Genomic DNA, 22,971 nt, shown 5'->3' on the forward strand with positions numbered 1-22,971 from the left:
CATGGCTGACACGGCAAAGCCGAGCTTACGCGATCTGGATCCCCAGCAGATGAGAAAGCTCGTCGCGCTGGCCAGGAATCGTGGCCGGAGTGACGCCAGTGCCATTCCGGTGGTGGCGCGGAGCGGATCGTTGGAAATGTCCTTTGCGCAGCAGCGGCTCTGGCTGCTGGCGCAGCTCGATGGTACGAATTCCAGCTATCACATTCGCGGAGCATTGCGGCTTACGGGCGAGCTCGATCTCGAAGCCTTGCGTCGCAGCATCGACCGTGTGTTCGCGCGCCACGAAGCGCTGCGCAGCGTCTTTCGCGTACTGGACGAACAGCCGCGCGTAGTGCTGCTGCCCACGGATGAGCGTGTGCCGCTGCTCGAACATGATCTGAGTGGCCGGGACGATCGCGAGCAGGAGCTGGCGCGCCTCTGCCGCGAGGAGGCCGCGACGCCGTTCGATCTCGCCGCAGGACCGTTGGTCCGCGGTCGCCTGATCCGGATGGCGGAGGGAGAGCATCTCTTCTTGCTCACCCAGCATCACATCGTCTCCGATGGCTGGTCGATCGGCGTGCTCATGCGCGAGCTCGGCGCTCTCTACCGGGCATTCGCCGCCGGCAAGGACGATCCTCTGCCGCCATTGGCAATCCAGTATCCGGACTATGCCGTCTGGCAGCGGCAATGGCTGTCCGGCGAACGCTTGCAGCGGCAGGTCGACTATTGGCGAGAAGCACTCGCGGACGCTCCTGCCGTGCTTGAATTGCCGACGGATCGGCCGCGTCCGCCAATCAGGTCGCTCGCCGGGGCGTCCCTGCCGATCGAGATCGATGTGGAGCTGGCCTCCGGCATCAGGCGACTGAGTCAGTCGCATGGCGCCAGTGCTTTCATGACGGTGCTGGCGGCCTGGGCAGTGGTGTTGTCGAGACTCTCCTCGCAGACCGATATCGTCATCGGGACTCCGACGGCCAACCGAAATAGGCCGGAGATCGAGGGCCTGATCGGATTCTTCGTCAACATGCTGGCTGTCCGCGTTGATCTCTCGGCGGAGCCCAGCGTGGCCGAACTGCTCCGCCGCGTGCGCGCGGCGGCGCTCGCGGCGCAGGATCATCAGGACCTACCGTTCGAGCAGGTCGTCGAGATCGTCCAACCGCTGCGACGGCCGGAGCAGACACCGGTCTTCCAGGCCGTGTTCGCCTGGCAAAACAACGAGAGGGGGCCTCTCGAGTTGCCCGGCCTCAAAGCCGAGGTCGCTGATATTCCGCTGCAACAGGTCAAGTTCGATCTCGAGCTCAATCTCGGCGAGATGGACGGGCGCATTGTCGGCTCCCTGAATTATGCGACGTCGCTATTCGACGAAGCGACGATCACGCGCCATCGGGGCTATCTGTTGACCGTGCTGCGGGCGATGATCTCCGATGCGGACCAGGAGGTCGACCGGATCGATATCATTGGTGCCGATGAGCGCAGGCGCGTTCTCGACACTTGGAACGAGACGGCCACGCCGTTTCCCTCCGAAAGCTGCATTCAAGATCTGTTTGCGGAGCAGGTGAGAAGGGCGCCGGACGCCATTGCGCTGGCATACGAGGACGTTCGTCTGAGCTATAGCGAGCTCGATGCGCGGGCGAACAGGCTTGCGCGGCACTTGATCACCTTGGGAGTGGTGCCGGATCAGCCCGTTGCGATCTGCGTGCCGCGGGGCATCGCAATGGTGGTGAGCCTGCTGGCCGTGCTGAAGGCGGGCGGCGCCTATCTGCCGCTCGATCCCGCTTATCCTGCGGAGCGGCTACGTCAGATTGTCGACGATGCCAGGCCGCGCCTGCTGATCGCAGACGCCACAGGACGCGCGATCATTCCAGATGGGACCTGCGAGATGGTCGACCCCGACGCAGACGCAGGGCTGGCGACGTCGGATCCGAGTGTTCTCCTCGAAGGCCTGACTGCGCGAAGCCTCGCCTACATCATCTACACGTCCGGCTCGACCGGTCGGCCGAAGGGGGTGATGGTCGAGCACCGTGGCCTGGTGAATTTGGCGTTGGCGCAGCGGGCATTGTTCAACATCAATTCGAGCAGTCGCGTCGTGCAGTTTGCCTCGCTCAACTTCGATGCCAGCATCTGGGAAATCGTCATGGCCCTGTGCTCGGGCGCCGCGCTGTTTCTGGCCGGCACGCGCGAGCATCAGGACACCGCGGCATTGTTCGGCTATCTCGCGGACAATGCGATCACGCATGCGACCTTGCCGCCGGCGATGCTGCACGGGCGGACCGATCTCGAACGGCTCGCCTCGTTGCGGGTTCTCGTTCTTGCCGGTGAATTGCCCAGGGCCGAGCTGGTCAAGGGATTGCCTCCTGATATTGCCGTCTTCAACGGTTATGGGCCGACGGAAGCAACGGTCTGCGCCACGAGCTGGTTGCGGCATCGGGGCTTTGATGGCGACGCGGCTCCGATCGGTCGACCGCTGCCGAATGCGCGGATCTATCTTCTGGACCGGTTCGGTGCGCCCGTTCCGCTCGGTGCGGTCGGTGAAATCCATATCGGAGGGGTCGGCATCGCGCGCGGTTATCTCAATCGCGCCGATCTGACGGCGGAACGCTTCGTGCGCGATCCCTTCTGCGGCGATGCGGATGCACGCATGTACCGCACCGGCGATCTCGGCCGCTATCTCCCGGACGGCAATATTGCGTTTCTCGGCCGCAACGACCACCAGGTCAAGATCCGTGGCTTTCGTATCGAGCTCGCTGAAATCGAGTTTCGGCTCAACGAGCACGCCGACGTTGCCGATTCAATCGTGCTGGTGCAGCGCAATCATGGCGGCGATATGCGGCTGGTCGCCTATGTGGCCGTTAGGGGGGGCGTAAGGCGCGATGGCGGAGAGCTTGCCAGCGCGTTGCGCGATCACCTGCGTGCGTGTCTGCCGGACTACATGGTGCCGTCAGCGTTCGTAAGTCTCGATGCACTCCCGCTCACGCCGAATGGCAAGGTGGACCGCAAGGCACTGCCGGCGCCGGAGAACGATGCATATGCGCGGCGCCGTTTCGAACCGCCGCGAGGCGAGGTCGAGCAGATTGTCGCAAATATCTGGGCCGAGCTCTTGGGCGTCGATCGGATCGGACGCAGTGACCACTTCTTCGAGCTCGGCGGCCACTCGCTGCTCGCAGTGCGCATGCTGGAGCGATTGCAGCGGCATGCGCTGAGGGCGGATGCGCGCATGCTGTTCGCGAAGCCGGTGCTGGCGGAATTTGCCGCCAGCCTCGATGGCGGCGTAGAAGCCGACGTTCCGGTCAATCAAATCACCCGGCAGACGACGGCGATCACACCGGAATTGTTGCCGCTGATCACGTTGACGCAATCCGACATCGACAGCATCGTGGCCGACGTTCCTGGCGGCGTCGCCAACATCCAGGATGTCTACGGCCTCTCGCCACTTCAGGATGGCATTCTCTTCCACCACCTGCTGTCGAAGGAAGGCGATCCCTATCTGCTGGTCGGCCGAATGGCATTTGCCAGCCGCGACCTGCTCGATCGCTATCTCGACGCGGTCCGGCAGGTGGTCGCCCGTCACGACATTCTGCGAACGTCTATCGTGTGGAGCGGACTGTCCACGCCGGCACAGGTGGTTTGGCGGCAGGCGTCCTTGGTCGTCGACGAGGTCGTGCTGGATGGCGAAGGCCCTGGGGATGAGCAGCTCGCGCGACGATTCGATCCGCGTTTGCATCGGATCGATCTCGGACGGCCGCCGCTTTTGCGATTTGCGGTCGCGGCCGATCCGGGTGGAGAGCGCTGGCTGCTTTTGGTCCTGCTGCATCATTTGATTGGCGACCACTCCACGCTCGAAGTGATGCACGACGAGGTCGGGAAGATCCTGTCCGGGCGGAGCCACGAATTGCCGCCGCCTTATCCGTTCCGGAATCTGGTGGCACAGGCGCGCGGATCGGCGGCGACCAAGGAGCATGAGCGCTTCTTCCGCGGCATGCTCGCCGACATCGACGAGCCCTCCACGCCGTTCGGCCTGGATCGGGTGCACGGCGATGGTGCCGGTATTGCCGAAACCCGGCTGATGCTGCCCGAGAGCTTGAACGCAAGGCTTCGTGTGCAGGCGCGGCGGTTGGGCGTCAGCCTGGCCAGCCTTTGCCATCTCGCCTGGGGGCAGGTGGTGGGGCGAACCAGTGGGCGCGAGCAGGTGGTGTTCGGGACTGTTTTGTTCGGTCGCATGCAGGCCGGCGCCGGCGGCGATCGCACCATGGGCCTGTTCATCAACACCTTGCCGCTGCGGCTCGACCTCGACGACACAGCGGTCGAGGACAGCGTCCGTGATGCGCATGGTCGGCTGACCGAGCTGATGGCGCACGAGCACGCCTCGCTGGCGCTTGCGCAGCGATACAGCGGCGTCGCGGCGCCCGCGCCGCTGTTTAGCGCGATCCTGAACTACCGGCACAATGCGATGCCGGCCGATTTGGCTGCCGGCAGAGAGCACTCCGGCATCGAATGGCTCGGTGGTGAAGAGCGCACCAATTATCCCCTGATGCTGGCGGTCGAGGATTATGGCCAGGCGCTTGGCCTGACCGCCCAGATCGTCCATCCGTTCTCGGCCGATCGCATTTGCGCCATGATGCAGCAGGCACTCGATCAATTGGCCGATGCGCTGGATCGCGCGCCGCGTGCGCCGGTCCGGCAGCTCGACATTTTGCCCCCCGACGAGCGGCAGCTGTTGCTGGAGACGTGGAACCGGACGCAGGCGCATGATCGGCGACAGTCGTTGATCGAGCAATTTGAAGCACAGGTCCGGAAGTCACCTGAGGCGATCGCGCTGGTGTTCGGCGAGGCGGAGCTGAGCTATGCCGCGCTGAATGCGCGCGCCAACCGGCTGGCGCGACGATTGCGGGATCACGGCGTCGGGACCGAAATCGTGGTCGGGCTGGCGCTCGACCGCGGCGTCGAGATGCTGGTCGCGCTGCTGGCGGTGCTAAAAGCCGGCGGGGCCTATTTGCCGCTCGATCCGGATTACCCGCCGGAGCGGCTGGCTCATATGCTGCGCGACAGCGGCGCGGCGCTGGTGCTGACGCAGACGGAGTTGCGCGATCAGTTCGCCGCCGTGCTGGCGGAGACCGGCGCCGAGGCCTGGATGCTCGACGCTGCGGACGGCGAGGGCGGCGATGCCGCCAATCTCGATGTCGCCGTTCACGGTGAGAGCCTCGCCTATGTGATCTACACCTCGGGCTCGACCGGCCTGCCCAAGGGCGTGATGGTCCGTCATGACGCGGTGACGAACTTCCTCGCGACCATGGCGGAGCAGCCCGGCATGACGGCCGCCGACCGGGTGCTTGGCCTGACCTCGCTGTCCTTTGACATCGCAGTGCTTGAGCTCTGGCTGCCGCTGACGATTGGCGCCTGCGTCGTGCTGGCGGATCGCGCGGCCGCGCATGATCCTGCCAAGCTCAAGGCGATCGTGGAGCGGCATGGCGTGTCCCTGATCCAGGCAACGCCGTCGACCTGGCGGATGCTGCTCGATCATGACGGCCCTGCGCTGCCGGCGAGCTGCCGGGTGCTGTGCGGCGGCGAGGCGCTGCCGCCGGATCTGGCGCGGCGGCTGGTGGCCCAGGCCGGCGAGGCCTGGAACCTGTACGGCCCGACCGAGACCACGGTGTGGTCGGCGCGCCATCGGCTCGATGCGATGGATGATCGTCCGCTGCTGGGCCGCCCGATCGGCAACACCACGCTTTACGTTCTCGACGGTGACCTCAACCTCGCGCCGGTCGGCGTCGCCGGCGAGCTCTATATCGGCGGGAGCGGGCTCGCCCGCGGCTATTGGCAGCGCGGCGGCCTGACGGCGGAGCGCTTCATCCCTGATCCGTTCGGTCCGCCGGGGGCGCGGCTGTACCGCACCGGCGATGTGGCGCGGTGGCGATCCGACGGCGTGCTCGATTATGTCGGCCGTGCCGATTACCAGGTGAAGATCCGCGGCTTCCGCATCGAGCTCGGCGAGATCGAGGCGCGGCTGCAGGCGCAGCCGGGCGTCCGCGCGGCCGTGGTGGTGGCGCGCGAGGCCGGCACCGGCCGCCAGCTGGTCGGCTATGTCAGCGGCGAAGCGCTGGATGGGGCGGCGCTCAAAACGGCGCTGTCCCCGGTGCTGCCCGACTACATGGTCCCGGCGCGGATCGTGGTGCTGGAGCGTCTGCCGCTGACGCCGAACGGCAAGATCGACCGCAAGGCATTGCCGGCGCCGGATCAGCTCGCGCCGTCCGCCCAGCATGTGGCGCCGCGCACGCCGGTGGAGGTCACATTGGCCGCGATCTGGGCCGATCTGCTGCGCCAGCCCAATATCGGTGTCACCGACAATTTCTTCGAGCTCGGCGGCGATTCCTTGATCGCGGTCCAGCTCGTCAGCCGCATCAAGCGGGATCTCGGCCACGACCTGCCGCTCAATCGTCTGTTTGAATTGACGACCGTTGAAACCATGGCTGCTGCGCTGGGCCTGGAGAGCGAGATCGACAAGCGAAGCGACGACATCGTAGCGATGCTCGACCTGTTGAAGGAAGTCGAACTGTCCCATGAGTGACACGGCAACCACGCAAAAGCAGCAGCTGCGCGACATTTCACGGCGCTTGATGCGTCTCGATTCCGGCAAGCAGCACGCGTTCGTGTCGCAGCTCGCGGCGAAGGGCGTCAACCTCGCCATGCTGCCGATCGTGCGCCAGGGGCGAAAGCGGGCGCCGCTGTCCTTTGCGCAAGCGCGCCTCTGGTTCCTGTGGCGGATGGATCCGTCCAGCGCGGCCTACAACATATCAGCGACGGTGCGCGTGCGCGGCCAGCTGCAACCACGCGCATTGCAACAGGCGTTCGATATGCTTGTCGCCCGCCACAGCGCGCTTCGCACCGTCTTTCGGCAGGAAGGGGAGCAGGCCGAACAAGTCATCCAGGTTCCGCAGCCGGCCGCATTGCGGCACCTGGCCCTCGATGGCGACGACCGCGAACGGCAGGCGCGCGAGCTTGCGCGGCAGGAGGCTTCGCTGCCGTTCGATCTCGAGGCCGGCCCGCTTATGCGCGCGACGCTGCTGACGCTGGACGAGGGCGATCACTTCCTCGTCGTCAGCCTGCACCATATCGTGGCCGACGGCTGGTCGATGGGCGTGCTGGTTGACGAGTTCTGGAAACTGTACGCGGCATTCGCTTGCGGTGAAGAACCGGCGCTGCCGGAGCCGGAGATTGACTATGCCGACTACGCCGAATGGCAGCGGCTCTGGATGAGTGCGGTCGATGGCGAACGGCAGGTCGGCTACTGGACCAGGCGTCTCGCCGATCCGGCGGTGCTCCAGCTGCCGATCGACCGGCCGCGCCCGGCGGTCCCGGATCTGGCGGGATCGGCACATCGCATCCCACTCGACCCGGCGCTAGCCGATGGCTTGCGCGGACTCGCGCGGCGGCATCGCACGACCCTGTTCGCGGTCCTGCTGGCGAGCTTCAAGGTGCTGCTCTATCGCTACACCGGGCAGTCCGACATCAACATCGGCGTGCCCGTCGCCAACAGGCATCGCGCCGAAGCGCGCGGCGTGATCGGTCTGTTCGTCAATACCCAGGTGCTTCGCACGCAGATCGACGGCCGCGCGGCGATCGCGGACTTCATTGCGGCGGTTCATGCGGCCACTGTCGAGGCACAGGAAAACCAGGACCTGCCTTTCGAACGTCTGCTCGAAATCCTTCGGCCCACGCGCAGCCTGAGTCAGAATCCACTGTTCCAGGTCCTCTACAATCACCAGCGCCGTCGGGCGTCGGCTAGTCCATCGGATCGGACCGGTCTCCAGATCGAGACGATCGATACGGAGGTCGATGCCGTCAAGTTCGACCTCGCGCTCGATACCGAGGAGGGGCTGTCAGGCGAAATCCGCGCCGTCTTTACCTATGCGGCGGCGCTGTTCGAGGCGGCGACGATCGAGCGTCTTGCCGCGCATTGGACCACGACCCTGAAGGCCATGGTCGCCGACGACGCGCAAGGGATCGCCGATGTGGCGTTGCTGTCCGAACAGGAACTGGGGCAGTTGCGGCAATGGAATCGCGCCGACGAAACGGCAAGCTCATCGTTCACACCGGTGCATCGGACGGTTGCACGGCTGGCCGCCGAAACGCCCGACGCGCCGGCGCTGGTCTTCGGTGACGATGAAATCAGCTATGCCGAGCTCAACCGCCGCGCCAACCGGCTTGCGCACCACCTGATCCGCCTCGGTGTCGGGCGCGACGACCTTGTCGGCGTCTCGGCACGGCGTTCGCCACACCTCGTTGCGGCGCTGCTCGCCATCTTGAAGACGGGTGCAGCCTATCTGCCGCTCGATCCCGAACATCCGGCGAGACGCCAGATCGGCACCCTCCGCGATGCCGGTGCGCGCGTCGTGCTGATTGACGCGGATGGGTCGGCGTTGACGCCGCCGCCGGCTGGCGTCGAGGTCGTTCCGCTCGGTGCGATCGATCTCGCCAAGGAGAGCGAAAGCGATCCCGAGATCGCGGTGGTGCCAACCAGCCTTGCCTATGTGATCTACACCTCCGGCTCCACCGGCATCCCCAAGGGCGTCGCGGTCGAACACGGTCCGTTCGCCATGCACTGCGAGGTGACGGCCGGGCTCTACGACATGGATCGGCACTCGCGCGAGCTGCACTTCCTGTCCTTCACCTTCGATGGCGCCCATGAGCGGCTCTGGACCGCACTGACCTGCGGCGCGGCGCTCGTGATGCGGGATGCGGACCTGTGGTCCGCCGAACAGACTATCGAGGTTCTGCGCCGGCAGCGCGTCACCAATGCCGGATTCCCGCCCGCCTACCTGCAACAGCTCGCTGATTTCGCGATGTGGCGTGGCGATCCGCCGCCAGTCGAGTTGTACTCGTTCGGCGGCGAGGCGATGCCAAAGGCCGGCTTCGACAAGGTCAAACGCGCGCTCAAGCCGCGGGCATTGATCAACGGCTACGGGCCGACCGAAACCGTGGTCACGCCGCTGGTCTGGAAGGTCGATGCGAGCGAGGAGATCGACGGCAATTATGCCCCGATCGGTCGCCCGGTGGGCCGCCGCTCGGCCTACATCCTGGACAATGATTTCAACATCGTCCCGGTCGGCGTGACCGGTGAACTGTTCATCGGCGGCGAGGGCTTGGCGCGCGGTTACTGGCAGCGCGCCGAGCTGACGGCCGACCGCTTCGTCCCTGATCCGTTTGGCGCGCCGGGCGCGCGGCTGTATCGCACCGGCGATCTGGCGCGGTGGCGCGCCGATGGCGTCATCGAATATGTGGGCCGGACCGATCATCAGGTGAAGATCCGCGGCTTCCGGATCGAGCTCGGCGAGATCGAGGCATGGTTGATGCGGCAGGCCGGCGTGCGGTCGGCCGTGGTCGTTGCCCTTGAAGCCAGCGTCAGCCGTCAGCTGGTCGGCTATGTCGCCGGCGATGGGCCGTTCGACGAAGCGGCGATGCGTGCGGCGCTCTCGGATGAGCTGCCCGACTACATGGTGCCGGCCCGCATCGTGCGATTGGACCGGCTGCCGCTCACCGCGCACGGCAAGGTTGATCGCGACGCCCTGCCGGCGCCTGAGATGCCGGCCGCAACCACCGCGCATGTCGCGCCGCGCTCCGCAGCCGAGACGGTGCTCGCTGCGATCTGGGCCGAGCTGCTCGGCCAGCCCGCCATCGGCGCCACCGACAATTTCTTCGAGCTCGGCGGCGATTCCATCATCTCGCTGCAGCTGGTCGGTCGCGCGCGCCAGGCGGGCCTGCTGATCGAGCCGCGTGACGTCTTCCGGCATCAGACCTTGCAGGATCTGGCGCGCGTGGCGCGGAGTGAAGACAAAGCGGAGATCGTCGCCGCTGAGATCGATCTCGACGGCCGCGAGCACCTGCTGCTGCCGATCCAGTTGCGGTTCCTCAGTGAGGATGCAGGGGACCGTCATCACTGGAATCAGGCCGTCCTGCTGATGCCGAAGTCGCGGCTCGACTGGAAGCTCGTCGAGCTCACGCTTGCCGCTCTTGTCGCGCATCATGCGGCCCTGCGCCTGCGCTTCGAGGAGATTGATGGCGGTTGGCGCGCGACGTACGGCGCTACACCGCCAACGTCCGAGCTGCTGTGGATTCTTGGTGACCTCCAGGATGCCGCCGCAGTCACGAAGGTCGCCTCACAAGCTCAGGCCAGCCTGTCGCTGGCCGGGCCGCTGTTGCGTGTGGTCGGCATGGATCTCGCGGACGGCAGCCAGCGGCTTCTGGTGGTGGTGCATCATCTCGTCATCGACGGCGTGTCATGGCGTGTGCTGCTCGAAGACTTTGCGACGGCGTACGATCAGCTCCGCCAGGGCGCGGCTTCAGTCGCACTGGCGAGGAGCGACTCTTATGCATCCTGGGGCGCGCGATTGCAGGCCTATGCTGCAACCGACGAGCTGGCGGCCGAGCTCGACTATTGGCTGGAGCGGGGATCGCATGTGGCGTTTCCCTGCGATGACGATCATGGCGGGGTCGACCGGGTTGCAGACGGCGATGAAGTCCTGCTGGCGTTCGACGCCGGATTGACCACGCGGCTGCTGAAGGAAGCCCCGGCCGCCTACCGCACCCAGGTCAATGATCTCCTGCTGGCGGCACTTGCGCGAGCGGTGTCACGCTGGGGCGGGATTGAGGATGTCGTCGTTGAGCTCGAGGGCCATGGCCGCGAAGACGTCTTTGCGGGCGCCGATGTGTCCCGCACCATCGGCTGGTTCACCACTGCTTTTCCGGTGCGGCTGTCGGGTGGCCCCGAGGACGATGCCTCTCTGATCAAATCCATCAAGGAGGAGCTTCGGGCCGTTCCCAACCGCGGGCTGGGGTACGGCATCCTGCGCCATCTCGGCACCGAGGCGCAGCGGAGCGCCCTGGCGACACGCCCTGAGCCGCGCATCGTCTTCAACTATCTCGGCCAGTTCGATTCCAGCATGGGAGAGAGTGCCCCGTTCCGCCTCGCGCCCGAGAGCTCGGGGCCGATGCGCAGCGAAAGCGCGCCACTCGGCCGCTGGGTCAGCATCAACGGTCAGGTCGGCGAAGGACAATTGCGCCTGTCGTTCAGCTATGGCCGCAGGCGTTACCGGCGCGCAACGATCGAACGTCTCGCCGAGCATTACGCGGCTTCCTTGCGCGAACTCGTCGCGCATTGCACGGGCGGCGCCCGCGGCATCACGCCGTCGGACTTCGCCTTGTCGAACCTCAAGCAGGCTGATCTCGACGCGCTGGTCGCGACGATCGACTGCCGCGAGATCGAGGACATCTATCCGCTGTCGCCCATGCAGCAGGGCATGCTGTTCCATGCCCTTCGTGATGGCGAGAGCGGCAATTACGTCAACCAGATCGGCCTGGAGGTCCGTGGTCTCGAGGCCGGCAGGCTGCGCGCAGCCTGGCACGAGATCAGCTCGCGCCACGCCGTGTTGCGAACCGGATTTGCGTGGCGCGAGCTGTCGGGGGCCGCGCAGCAGGTGGTCTATCGCTCTGCGCCTTTGCCATTCGAGGAAGAAGACTGGCGCTCGCGGGCGGCCGCCATGGAAGAGGAGGAGCTGCGGGTTGCGCTCGCGGATATTGCGCAAGCCGAACGTACCAGGGCATTCGATCTGTCTCAGGCGCCATTGCAGCGGGTCCGGCTGATCCGGCTCGACGAGGCACGCCACTGGCTGATCTGGACCCATCACCATATCCTGCTCGACGGCTGGAGCGCCGCGCGTCTGATGGCCGAGATCCTGCAGCACGAACGCGGTGCGCGACTATCGGCCGTGAAGGGCCGCTACCGCGACTACATCGCGTGGCTGCAAAGGCAGGACCGCGACGCGTCCGCGTCGTTCTGGCGATCGGCCTTGGCCGAATTGGACGAGCCCAGCTTCCTAGCGGACACGCTGGGAGGACCTGCGGCCAACGGTGCTTCCGGCCATGGCTCGTCGGACCTGCTGCTCACGGCCGACCTGACGGCAAGCCTGCAAGCCTTTGCGCGGCGCGAGCGCGTCACGCTGAACACGCTGGTGCAAGGCGCTTGGGCGCAGCTGTTGCGCCGCCACACCGGTCAGCGCGCGGTCTGTTTCGGTGCGACGGTCTCGGGCCGGCCGGCGGAGATCAGCGGGGCCGAGGAGATGGTCGGCCTGTTCATCAACACGCTGCCCGTCGTCGATCAGGCAAGCCCGCAAACCGAGATCGGAGCGTGGCTGCGCGATCTCCAGGCGCGCAACACGGATCTGCGCGATCACGGCTGGATGCCGCTGTACGAAATCCAGCGTCTTGCCGGCCGTTCCGGACGCGCGTTGTTCGACAACATCCTCGTGTTCGAGAACTATCCGATCGATCAGGCGCTACGGGGCGAGAGCGAAAGCGGACGCCGGTTCGGCCGGGTCGAGCAGGTCTCGATCACCAACTATGCGCTGACGGTGGCGGTCTTCGCCAAGCCCGACGGCATCAATCTGGGCTTTCGCTACGATCGCAGCCGCCTCGACCACGATCATATCAGATATCTGCAAGCCTCGCTGTCGCAACTGCTGGCCAGGATCGTGGCGGACGCCTCGCGGCCGCTGGGCGCGCTGGACAGCCTCGATGCCGATGAGGAGCAGAGATTGCTCGGCTGGGGCGGCAGCGCCGAGCGGGCACCGAAGCTTGGCGACACTATCGTCGCGCAGATCGAAGCCCGGGCCGCGGCTTCGCCATCGTCGATCGCGTTGATCTTCGGTGAACGGCAGATCAGCTATGGCGAGCTGAACGCGCGTGCCAATCGCCTGGCATGGCGGTTGCGGGAGCACGGGATCAGTCGCGACCGGCTGGTCGGCTTGGCGCTCGAGCGCAGCATCGAGCTGATCGTCGGCGTCCTGGCCGTGCTGAAGGCCGGAGGCGCCTATCTGCCGCTCGATCCCGACTACCCGTCCGATCGCCTGCTCCACATGCTGCGTGATAGCGGAACGGCGCTGGTGCTGACCCAGGAGCGGCTGCTTCCGCACCTGGCGTCTGTGATCACGGATGCGGACGTCGAGGCCTGGACAATCGACGGCGAGGCTGAAGCTCGGATCGGCGCGCCTGCCGGCAATCCCGACCCGGCGCTTCATCCGGACAGCCTGGCTTATGTGATGTACACATCAGGCTCGACCGGCGTGCCCAAGGGCGTGGCCTGTTCGCATCGCGCGCTGGCGGCGCGGCTTGACTGGATGGAGGCGGAGTATCGTCTCGATCCTGCCGAGACCTTGCTGCACAAGACCCCGTTCAGCTTCGACGTCTCGGTTTGGGAGATATTTTGGCCGCTCGCAACCGGCGCGCGGCTCGTGATCGCGGCTCCAGGCGCGCATCGCGAGCCGCGACTCCTGGTGGACGCCGTCATCGCCCACGACGTGACGACGCTCCACTTCGTGCCGCAGATGCTCGAGCATTTCGTGACCGAGCCCGGCGCGCCGCGCTGCACCTCGCTGAGGCGCCTGTTTGCTGGCGGCGAGGCGCTGTCACTCGATCTCATGACGCGTGTGCGTGCGGCGTTCCCCCATGTGCGGTTTGACAATCGCTACGGTCCGACCGAGGCTCTCATCAACGCCACGTATTGGACCTGTCGCGACGAGGATGGGACGCGCGTGCCGATCGGCCAGCCCATTCCCGGCGTGACGATCCGCATCCTCGACGCCGATCTGAACATGGTTCCGGCAGGCGTGACCGGCGAGTTGTTCATCGGCGGGGCCGGTTTGGCGCGGGGCTATTGGCGGCGCGAGAAGCTGACGGCGGAGCGCTTCATTCCCGATCCGTTCGGGCAGGAAGGCGAACGGCTCTATCGGTCGGGAGATCTGGCGCGTTGGCGCGCTGATGGCGCGATCGACTATGTCGGACGCGCGGATCACCAGATCAAGATCCGTGGCTTCCGCATCGAGCTCGGTGAGATCGAGGCGCGGCTGCTCGAGCAGCCCGGTGTTCGTTCCGTGGTCGTGGTGGCGCGAGAGATCGGCGCCGGCCGGCAGCTCGTTGGCTACGTCAGCGGCACGGCGGAGTTGGAAGAGGCTGCGCTGCGGACAGCGCTGTCGGCCGTCCTGCCGGATTACATGGTGCCGCCGAGAATTGCCGTGCTGGAGCGGCTGCCCTTGATGCCGAGCGGCAAGGTTGATCGCCAGGCGCTGCCGGCGCCCGACATGGCCCATGGCCATGCGGATCATCAGGCGCCACGCACGCCTGCGGAGATCGCCTTTGCGGCGATCTGGGCCGAGCTGCTCGGCCGGCCGGCCGTCGGCCTCACCGACAATTTCTTCGAGCTCGGGGGCGATTCCATCATCTCGCTCCAGATGGTGAGCCGCGCCCGGCGCGCCGGATACCTGATCGAGCCCCGCGACGTATTCCAGCATCAGACGCTCGAAGCTCTGGCGCGCGCGGCGCGGACCGAGCAGCGCACGGGGACGCTCGCCGATCAGGGGCAGGTCATCGGCCCGCATCCGCTCTTGCCGATTCAGTCCCGCTTCTTTGCTGAGGACATGGAGAATCGGGATCATTGGAACCAGGCTGTGCTCTTGCATCCGCGAGAGCGCCTCGACTGGAACGTGATGCGGCGCGCGCTCGCCGCCGTGGTCGATCATCATGATGCGCTACGCCTGCGCTTCGAGCAGAAGCAAGGAAGCTGGTATGCCGAGCACGGCGCTGCTGTTGGCGCGGAGGAACTGCTCTGGGTCCGGCAGGCGGCCGGCCGCGATGCCGTGACGGCGCTGGCATCGTCGGCGCAAGCAAGCCTGTCGATCTCCGGCGGGGAGCTGTTACGGGCCGTCGGCATCGATGTCGCTGATGGCAGCCAGCGTTTTCTGATCGTGATCCACCATCTCGTGGTCGACGGGATGTCATGGCGCATTCTGCTGGAGGACGTCGCGTCCGCTTACAGGCAGCTTGCGAAGGGTGACGCCGCGGCCGCGCTTCCGCCCAAGACTCATGCTCACGCGCTGTGGGGTCAGCGCTTGCGGGCTTACGCGACCTCGCCAGAACTGGCGACGGAGTTACCCTACTGGACCAGCCGCTGTGCAAATGCGGACGTTCCCTGCGACGAGGACCACGCGGGCAACGATCGCATCGCCGATGCCGATGAGGTCCTGCTGTCATTCGAAAGTGAATGGACGCGGCGCCTGCTGACGGATGCGCCATCGGCTTATCGTACGCAGATCAATGATCTCCTTCTTGCCGGCCTTGCACGCGCCGTCTGGCAGTGGAGTGGGCAGGACGACGTTCTCGTCGAGCTGGAGGGGCATGGCCGCGAGCCTCTCGCTGGCGATCTCGATCTCTCGCGCACGGTCGGCTGGTTTACGACGGCCTTTCCCGTGCGGTTGGCCGGTGGCTCGGAAGTTCCTTCGTCATTGATCAAGACCGTGAAGGAGGAGCTTCGCGGCGTTCCCGGCCGCGGACTGGGCTACGGCGTATTGCGCTATCTTGGCTCCGAAGAACAACGTTTGGCGCTATCGCATGCCGGCGAGCCGAAGATTGCGTTCAACTATCTCGGCCAGATCGACGGAGGCGATGAGGCGGCGCTGTTCAAGATGGCAGCGGAAAGCGCGGGCCGATCGCGGGATGCATCGAGCCCGCTGCGACGCTGGCTGACCGTGAACGGCACGGTGCGCGATGGTCGGTTGTTTCTATCGTTCGGGTTCGGCCGCAAGCGCTATCGGCGCGAGACGGTCGAGCGGTTGGCTGCGTTGTACGAGGCTGCGTTGCGCGAGCTGGTCGATCACTGCACCGGCGGCGCTTGCGGTCTGACACCATCGGACGTGGCGTTGTCGGGGCTGGGTCAGACCGAACTCGACAGGCTTGCGCTTGATTGGCGCGAGATCGAGGACATCTATCCATTGTCGCCGATGCAGCAAGGCATGTTGTTCCATGCGATGCATGACGGCGAGAGCGGGCTCTACGTCAACCAGGTCGCGGCGGAGATCCGTGGGCTGGACGCCGGAAAGCTGCGCCGCGCCTGGCAGGCAGCCAGCGATCGTCACGCGGTGCTGCGGACGGGATTTATTTGGCGTGACCTGTCCGGCGCGCCGCAACAGGTCGTCTATCGACGGGCCGAAGTGCCCTTTATCGAGGATGACTGGCGAGCACGGAGTGCGACCTGGGACCAGGCGCAACTGGATGCGGCGCTGGCCGACCTTTCGCGGCAGGAGCAGGCCGCCGGCTTTGACCTGTCGCGGCCGCCCTTGCAGCGCGTTCGGTTGATCCGGCTCGGCAACGACAGGCATTGGCTGATCTGGACGCATCATCACATTCTGCTCGATGGGTGGAGCTCGGCGCGGTTCATCGCCGAAGTGATGCAACATAACGGCGAGGGGCGCCTGCCGCCGTTACGGCACCGCTATCGCGACTACATCGCGTGGCTGAAGAGCCGCGACAGCGACGCATCGGCGGCGTTCTGGCGCAATGCGACGGCTGGGCTGGTCGAGCCGAGCTTCCTCGCAGGCAGCCTGGCCGAAGGGGGGGACGTGGAAACGTCCGGCCATGGCATGCTTGCGCTGGAGCTGGATCCTGCCATGACCGGACGGTTGCAGGAATTCGCGGCGCGCGAGCGCATCACGATGAACACGCTGGTGCAGGCGGCATGGGCGCAGTTGCTGCGACAGCATACCGGGCAGGGCACGGTCTGCTTCGGTGTCACCGTCTCGGGCAGGCCGCCCGAGCTCGCCGGCGCCGAAGAGATGGTCGGCCTGTTCATCAACACGTTGCCCGTGATCGACGGCGTCAGCCCGCAGCAGGCCGTCGGTGCATGGCTGCACGAGTTGCAGGATCGCAATCTGGCCCTGCGCGAATTCGGCGCGACGCCGCTCTACGAGATCCAGCGGCTGGCAGGGCGCCCCGGACGGCCGCTATTCGACAGCATCCTGGTGTTCGAGAATTACCCGGTCGACCGCGCGCTGATCGGACAGAACCGGCAGATCCAGGTCGGCGAAACCCGGATCGTCGAGAGCAGCAATTATCCTTTGTTCGCCAGCATCGGCGTCGATGAGCGCCTGCGCCTCGTCTTCAACTATCAGCGCAAATATTTCGACGAGGCCCAGATCGCACGGCTGCAGCGAACCTTTGTGCGGCTGATCGAGGCGCTGAGCATGGATGCCGATCGACCGGTCGGGATGATCGCGGCCCGCGACCCCGCGGATGACGTCCTGCTTGCACGGGCGAACGATACGCGCCGGGATGAACCGCGCGAAGGGATCATTGCGCAGTTCGAGGCACAGGTCCGGAAGTCGCCGCAGGCGATCGCGCTGGTGTTCGGCGAGGTGGGGCTGAGTTACGCTGCGCTGAATGCACGCGCCAACCGGCTGGCGCGGCGCTTGCGGGATCACGGCGTCGGGACCGAAATCGTGGTCGGGCTGGCGCTCGACCGCGGCGTCGGGATGCTGGTCGCGCTGTTGGCGGTGCTGAAGGCCGGCGGGGCCTATCTGCCGCTCGATCCGGATTACCCGCCGGAGCGGCTGGCGCACATGCTGCGCGACAGCGGCGCGGCGCTGGTGCTGACGCAACAGGGATTGCACGATCAGTTCGCAGCCATCCTGGCGGAGACTGGCGCAGAAGCCTGGCTCGTTGATGGACAGGACGGCGAGGGCAGCGATGCCGCCAATCTCGATGTCGCCGTTCACGGTGAGAGCCTCGCCTATGTGATCTACACTTCGGGCTCGACCGGTCTGCCCAAGGGCGTGATGGTTCGCCACGACGCCGTGACAAACTTCCTCGCGACCATGACGGAGCAGCCCGGCATGACGGCTAGCGACCGCGTGCTCGGACTGACCTCGCTGTCCTTTGACATCGCAGTCCTGGAGCTGTGGCTGCCGCTGACGATCGGCGCCTGCGTCGTGCTGGCGGATCATGCGGCCGCGCATGATCCCGCCGGGCTCAAGGCGATCGTGCAGCGGCATGGCGTCTCCCTGATCCAGGCAACGCCGTCGACCTGGCGCATGCTGCTCGATCACGACGGTCCTGCGCTGCCGGCGAGCTGCCGGGTGCTGTGCGGCGGCGAGGCGCTGCCGCCGGATCTGGCGCGGCGGCTGGTGGCCCAGGCCGGCGAGGTCTGGAACCTGTACGGCCCGACCGAGACCACGGTGTGGTCGGCGTGCCATCGGCTCGATGCGGCGGACGATCGTCCGCTGCTCGGCCGCCCGATCGGCAACACCACGCTCTACGTTCTCGACGGTGACCTCAACCTCGCGCCGGTAGGCGTTGCCGGCGAGCTCTATATCGGCGGGAGCGGGCTCGCCCGCGGCTATTGGCAGCGCGGCGCCCTGACGGCGGGGCGCTTCATTCCCGATCCCTTCGGTCCGCCGGGGGCGCGACTGTACCGCACCGGCGATGTGGCGCGGTGGCGATCCGACGGTGTGCTCGATTATGTCGGCCGTGCCGATTACCAGGTGAAGATCCGCGGCTTCCGCATCGAGCTCGGCGAGATCGAGGCACGGCTACAGGCGCAGGATGGTGTCCGCGCGGCCGTGGTGGTGGCGCGCGAGGCCGGCGCCGGCCGCCAGCTGGTCGGCTATGTCAGTGGCGAAGCGCTGGATGGGAGGGCGCTCAAAACGGCGCTGTCCTCGGTGCTGCCCGACTACATGGTCCCGGCGCGGATCGTGGTGCTGGAGCGCCTGCCGCTGACGCCGAACGGCAAAATCGACCGCAAGGCATTGCCGGCGCCGGATCAGCTCGCGGCGTCCGCCCAGCATGTGGCGCCGTGCACGCCGGCGGAGGTCACATTGGCCGCGATCTGGGCCGATCTGCTGCGCCAGCCCAACATCGGCGTCACCGATAATTTTTTCGAGCTCGGTGGTGATTCCATCATCTCGCTGCAGATGGTGAGCCGCGCGCGGCGCGAAGGCGTGCTCATCGAGCCGCGCGACGTGTTCCGGCATCAAACCATCGAGGCGCTGATTGCGTCGTCCCGAGATGTCGAGCCCGACAAGGAAGACCGCGCATCGGAGCGCGGTTCGCTGGCGGGACTCTCCAGCGAGCAGCTCGAACGGCTCGGTCTGAACTGGAGCCGCGTCGAGGACGTCTATCCGCTGTCGCCGATGCAGCAGGGCATGCTGTTTCACAGCCTGCGCGATGCCGGCAGCGGCGTTTATGTCAACCAGGTCAGTGTCGAGATCCGGGGCCTCGACCCGGAACGGCTCGGCACAGCGTGGCGCGAGGTGAGCGCGCGTCATCAGATGCTGCGGACCGGCTTCCTCTGGCGTGAGCTCTCCGGCTCCCCGCTGCAAGCCGTCTATCGCGACGCCATCGTGCCGTTCGCACAGGAGGACTGGCGAGGGCAGGCGATCAGTGATGAAAGAATTGCGGCGGCTCTTGCCGATGAGCGCGCCGCCGAGTTCGATCTCCAGAGGCCGCCGCTCCAGCGGGTGCGGCTGTTGCGCCTCCAGGACCACCTGTATCGGCTGATCTGGACCTATCATCACATCCTGATGGACGGCTGGAGCTCGGCAAGGTTCGTCGGAGAAGTCCTGGAGTGCTATTACGGCGGCGCTGCTGCCGCGAACGCGACGCGCTACCGCGACTATATCGCCTGGCTGCAGGCGCAGGACGCCAAGGCTGCCGAAGCTTTCTGGCGTGAACAACTCAGGAGCTTTGATCAGCCAACGAAGCTCGCCGACGCCTTCGGCGCGCGCCGCCATCAGGCATCCGGCCACGAACGCTGTTACACGCGTCTCGGAGAGGCCGCGACCGCGGAGCTGAAGGCGTTCGCGCGCCGCGAACGGATCACGCTGAACACCGTCGTCCAGGGCGTGTGGGCGCTGCTGCTGCAACGCTATACGGGCCAGAACACAGTCACATTCGGCGTAACCGTGGCCGGTCGTCCGGCCGGTCTCGACGGATCGCAGCAGATGCTCGGGCTCTTCATCAACACGCTGCCCGTGATCGATACGATTCCGCCCGAAAGCCCGATCGGAGAATGGCTCCGCGCGCTGCAGGACCGCAATTCGGCGATCCGGGACTACGAGCACACGCCGCTCTATGACATCCAGGGCTGGGCCGGCCGCGCCGGTCAGACCATGTTCGACAGCATCATCGTCTTCGAGAACTATCCGATCGAACGCAGCATGCACCGCGGCGCAGGCGCATTGCAGTTCAGCGGCCTCAAGAGTGTCGACGTGACGAACTATCCGATGGACCTCTCGGTGCTGGTCGAAGACACGCTCCAGGTCGAATACACCTATATGCCGAGTCATTTCACCGCAGCGCAGGCGGCGCAGATCAAGGCGCAGTTCGAGCTCTTGCTGGCGGAGCTGACGCGGGATGCCACGGTCTTGCTTGGCAGCATCCATCCCGTCACAGAGCTCGACGCCGCTCTTGCGGATCGTTGCAACCGCCACGCGACGTCGAGCGCTCCGCTGCCGCTGGTACATGAGGCGATCAGCAGCCATGCGCATCGTCATCCGGAGCGGACGGCGCTGACCATCGGCAGCTCGGTGCTCTCGTTCGGAGACCTCGAGCGCAGGGCCAACCGCCTGGCGCATCACCTGATCGCCCGGGGGCTCAAGCCCGAGCAGCGCGTCGGCGTGGTGGTCGAGCGAACTGCTGCCACGATGATTGCGCTGCTGGCCGTGCTCAAGGCGGGTGGGGCCTACGTTCCACTCGATCCCGAGCTGCCCTCGGAGCGGCGCGCGTTCGTCATGCGCGATGCCGCAATCGCGTTCCTGTTGACGGGTCCGCTCGAAATCGAGGGCAGCCCGGACGGCATGGAGCGAATTTCCTTGTCTTCGTTCGAGTTCGACGCGGGACCGGACCATCCGCCGCAGCCCGAACTGCATCCGGAAAACCTTGCCTATTTGATTTACACCTCGGGCTCGACGGGGACGCCGAAGGGCGTCGCTGTCGCCCACGGTCCGCTGGCGATGCACTGTCGCGTCACGGGCAGCCTCTACGAGATCGACGAAAGCTCCTGCGAGCTGCATTTCCTATCGCTGGCCTTCGACGGCGCTCATGAGCGCTGGCTCACAGTTCTGTCGCATGGCGCACGGCTGTTGATGCGTGACGCCGAATTGTGGACGCCGGAACAGACCGTCGAGAACCTGCACGCCCATCGCGTCAGCCATATCGGATTGCCGCCGGCCTACCTCCAGCAGGTCGCCGATTGCGTCGAGCAGAGCGGCAATCCACCGCCGGTCAAGCTCTACTCGTTCGGCGGCGAGGCGATGCCGAAGGCGGGCTTCGACAAGGTCAGGCGCGTTCTCAAGCCACGCATTCTGATCAATGGTTATGGTCCGACCGAAACCGTCGTCACGCCGCTGGTCTGGAAAGTCGATGGCGCGTCGGAATGCGACACGCCCTACGCGCCGATCGGCGTGCCGGTCGGAGATCGCCGTGCCTACATTCTCGATGCCGCGCTCGACATTATTCCCGCCGGCGTCGCCGGCGAGCTTTATCTCGGCGGCTTTGGGCTGGCACGGTGCTATCACGGCAAGGCCGGTATGACCGCAGAGCGCTTCGTGCCTGACCCATTCTCGTCGGCCCCGGGAGCGCGGCTGTACCGCACCGGCGATCTGGCGCGATGGCGCGAGGACGGCACCGTCGAATATCTCGGCCGCAGCGATGACCAGGTCAAGGTCAACGGTTTCCGGATCGAGCTCGGAGAGATCCAGACCTCACTGCTCCGTCACGAGGCAATCGCGCAGGCCGCGGTGGTGGCGGTGCCGGGTGCAGCCGGAAATCAGCTCATTGCCTATGTCGCGCCGAAGGCGGCAGATGACGCCGCGCCTGATGCGGCCGAGACGCTGGTCGAGCGCTTGACCGGTTTCCTGAAGCTCGTCCTGCCGGCCTATATGGTGCCGGCTCGGATCGTGGTGCTGGAGCGGTTGCCGACATTGTCGAGCGGCAAGATCGACCGGCGTGCATTGCCGGCTCCCGATGCGTCGATGCGGAGCTTCGTCCCCCCGCGAACCCCGGCAGAGATTGCAATGGCGCGCCTGTGGTCCGAGATCCTGGAGGTGCCGCAGGTCGGCGTCACCGACAATTTCTTCGAGCTTGGCGGCAATTCAATCCTGTGCCTCAAGGTCGTGGCGCGGGTCCGTCAGGACAAGACGTTCGGGATCGAGATCAAGCTGCGGGATCTGCTTCAGAAGCCGACGATCCGCGCCTTGCTCGCCGGCAGCGCCACCGCGGCGTCCGCCGTCGCATCCGCGCCATCGGCGCTGCTGCCGCTGAATGCCGCGGCTCGCGGCGTGAACCCGGTCTTCGCTGTGCATGGCGGCTTCGGCACAGTGTTCGAGTACGGGCCGCTGGCGCGCCGCCTCGAAGGGCACCGGCAGCTGATCGGGCTGCAATCGAGAATGCTGGTCGATCCCTCGTGGACCGACGCCTCCCTCGAAGCCATGGCCGTGGACTACGCGGCCGAGATCCGGCGGATGCAGCCGCGCGGTCCCTATAGCCTGGTCGGCTGGTCCTTGGGAGGACTGCTGGTCGGTCTCGTCGCGGCCGAGCTCGAACGCGGCGGTGAGCGCGTCGATCGTCTCGCGCTGGTCGACAGCTTCGTGCCGCGGCAGCCGGACGGATCGAACCGGCAGGAGTCGATGGCACACTGGGCCGACGATCTCGCAGGATTGCTGGCTGCGGTTCTTCCGAGCGCTGCGGCCTCTCGCATCAAGGCGCAGGTCGAGGCAGCGAAACGCGCTGATTTGCCGGAGACGCCGGAGCGGATCCGCGATCTGGTCGCCTCTGTTGTGGAGCAGAGCAGGAGCGTGAGAGCGAACGACGCCTCGCTTGGCGCCGATGATTTGTCCGCTGCATTCGCAGTCGGACGGCACCTCAACAGGCTGGCGCAGAACACAGCGCTGCCGCGGGGCCTGGAGGCCACGCCGCTCTGCTGGTGGACCTCGACCCGTCTGGCACAGCGTGATCGGCTGGAATCGCAGTTGCCGAAGGCGGTCGATCGCGGCTTCGTCGGCGAGAACCATTTCACGATCCTGAGGGATGCCGGCCTGCTCGGTGAGATCTGCGGTCTGCTCGTGCCGGCGGAGGCGTCGACGATCGCGCAGGATACGGTCCCGGAGCCAGCGGAGTAAGTCT

2 protein-coding genes are annotated in these 22,971 nt (G+C 66.2%); both read left to right on the top strand.

The window, feature by feature from the left end:
* Position 1 precedes the first annotated feature (1 nt).
* A complete protein-coding gene (locus I6F28_RS31185) occupies positions 2-6,538 on the top strand; it encodes a non-ribosomal peptide synthetase (protein WP_225183393.1) in 6,537 nt (2,178 codons plus the stop codon).
* A complete protein-coding gene (locus I6F28_RS31190) occupies positions 6,531-22,967 on the top strand; it encodes a non-ribosomal peptide synthase/polyketide synthase (protein WP_225142746.1) in 16,437 nt (5,478 codons plus the stop codon). Before I6F28_RS31185 ends, I6F28_RS31190 begins: the two co-directional genes overlap by 8 nt.
* Positions 22,968-22,971 lie beyond the last annotated feature (4 nt).

It is taken from the genome of Bradyrhizobium sp. NBAIM14, from assembly GCF_020193895.1.
Classification (GTDB): Bacteria; Pseudomonadota; Alphaproteobacteria; order Rhizobiales; family Xanthobacteraceae; genus Bradyrhizobium; species Bradyrhizobium yuanmingense.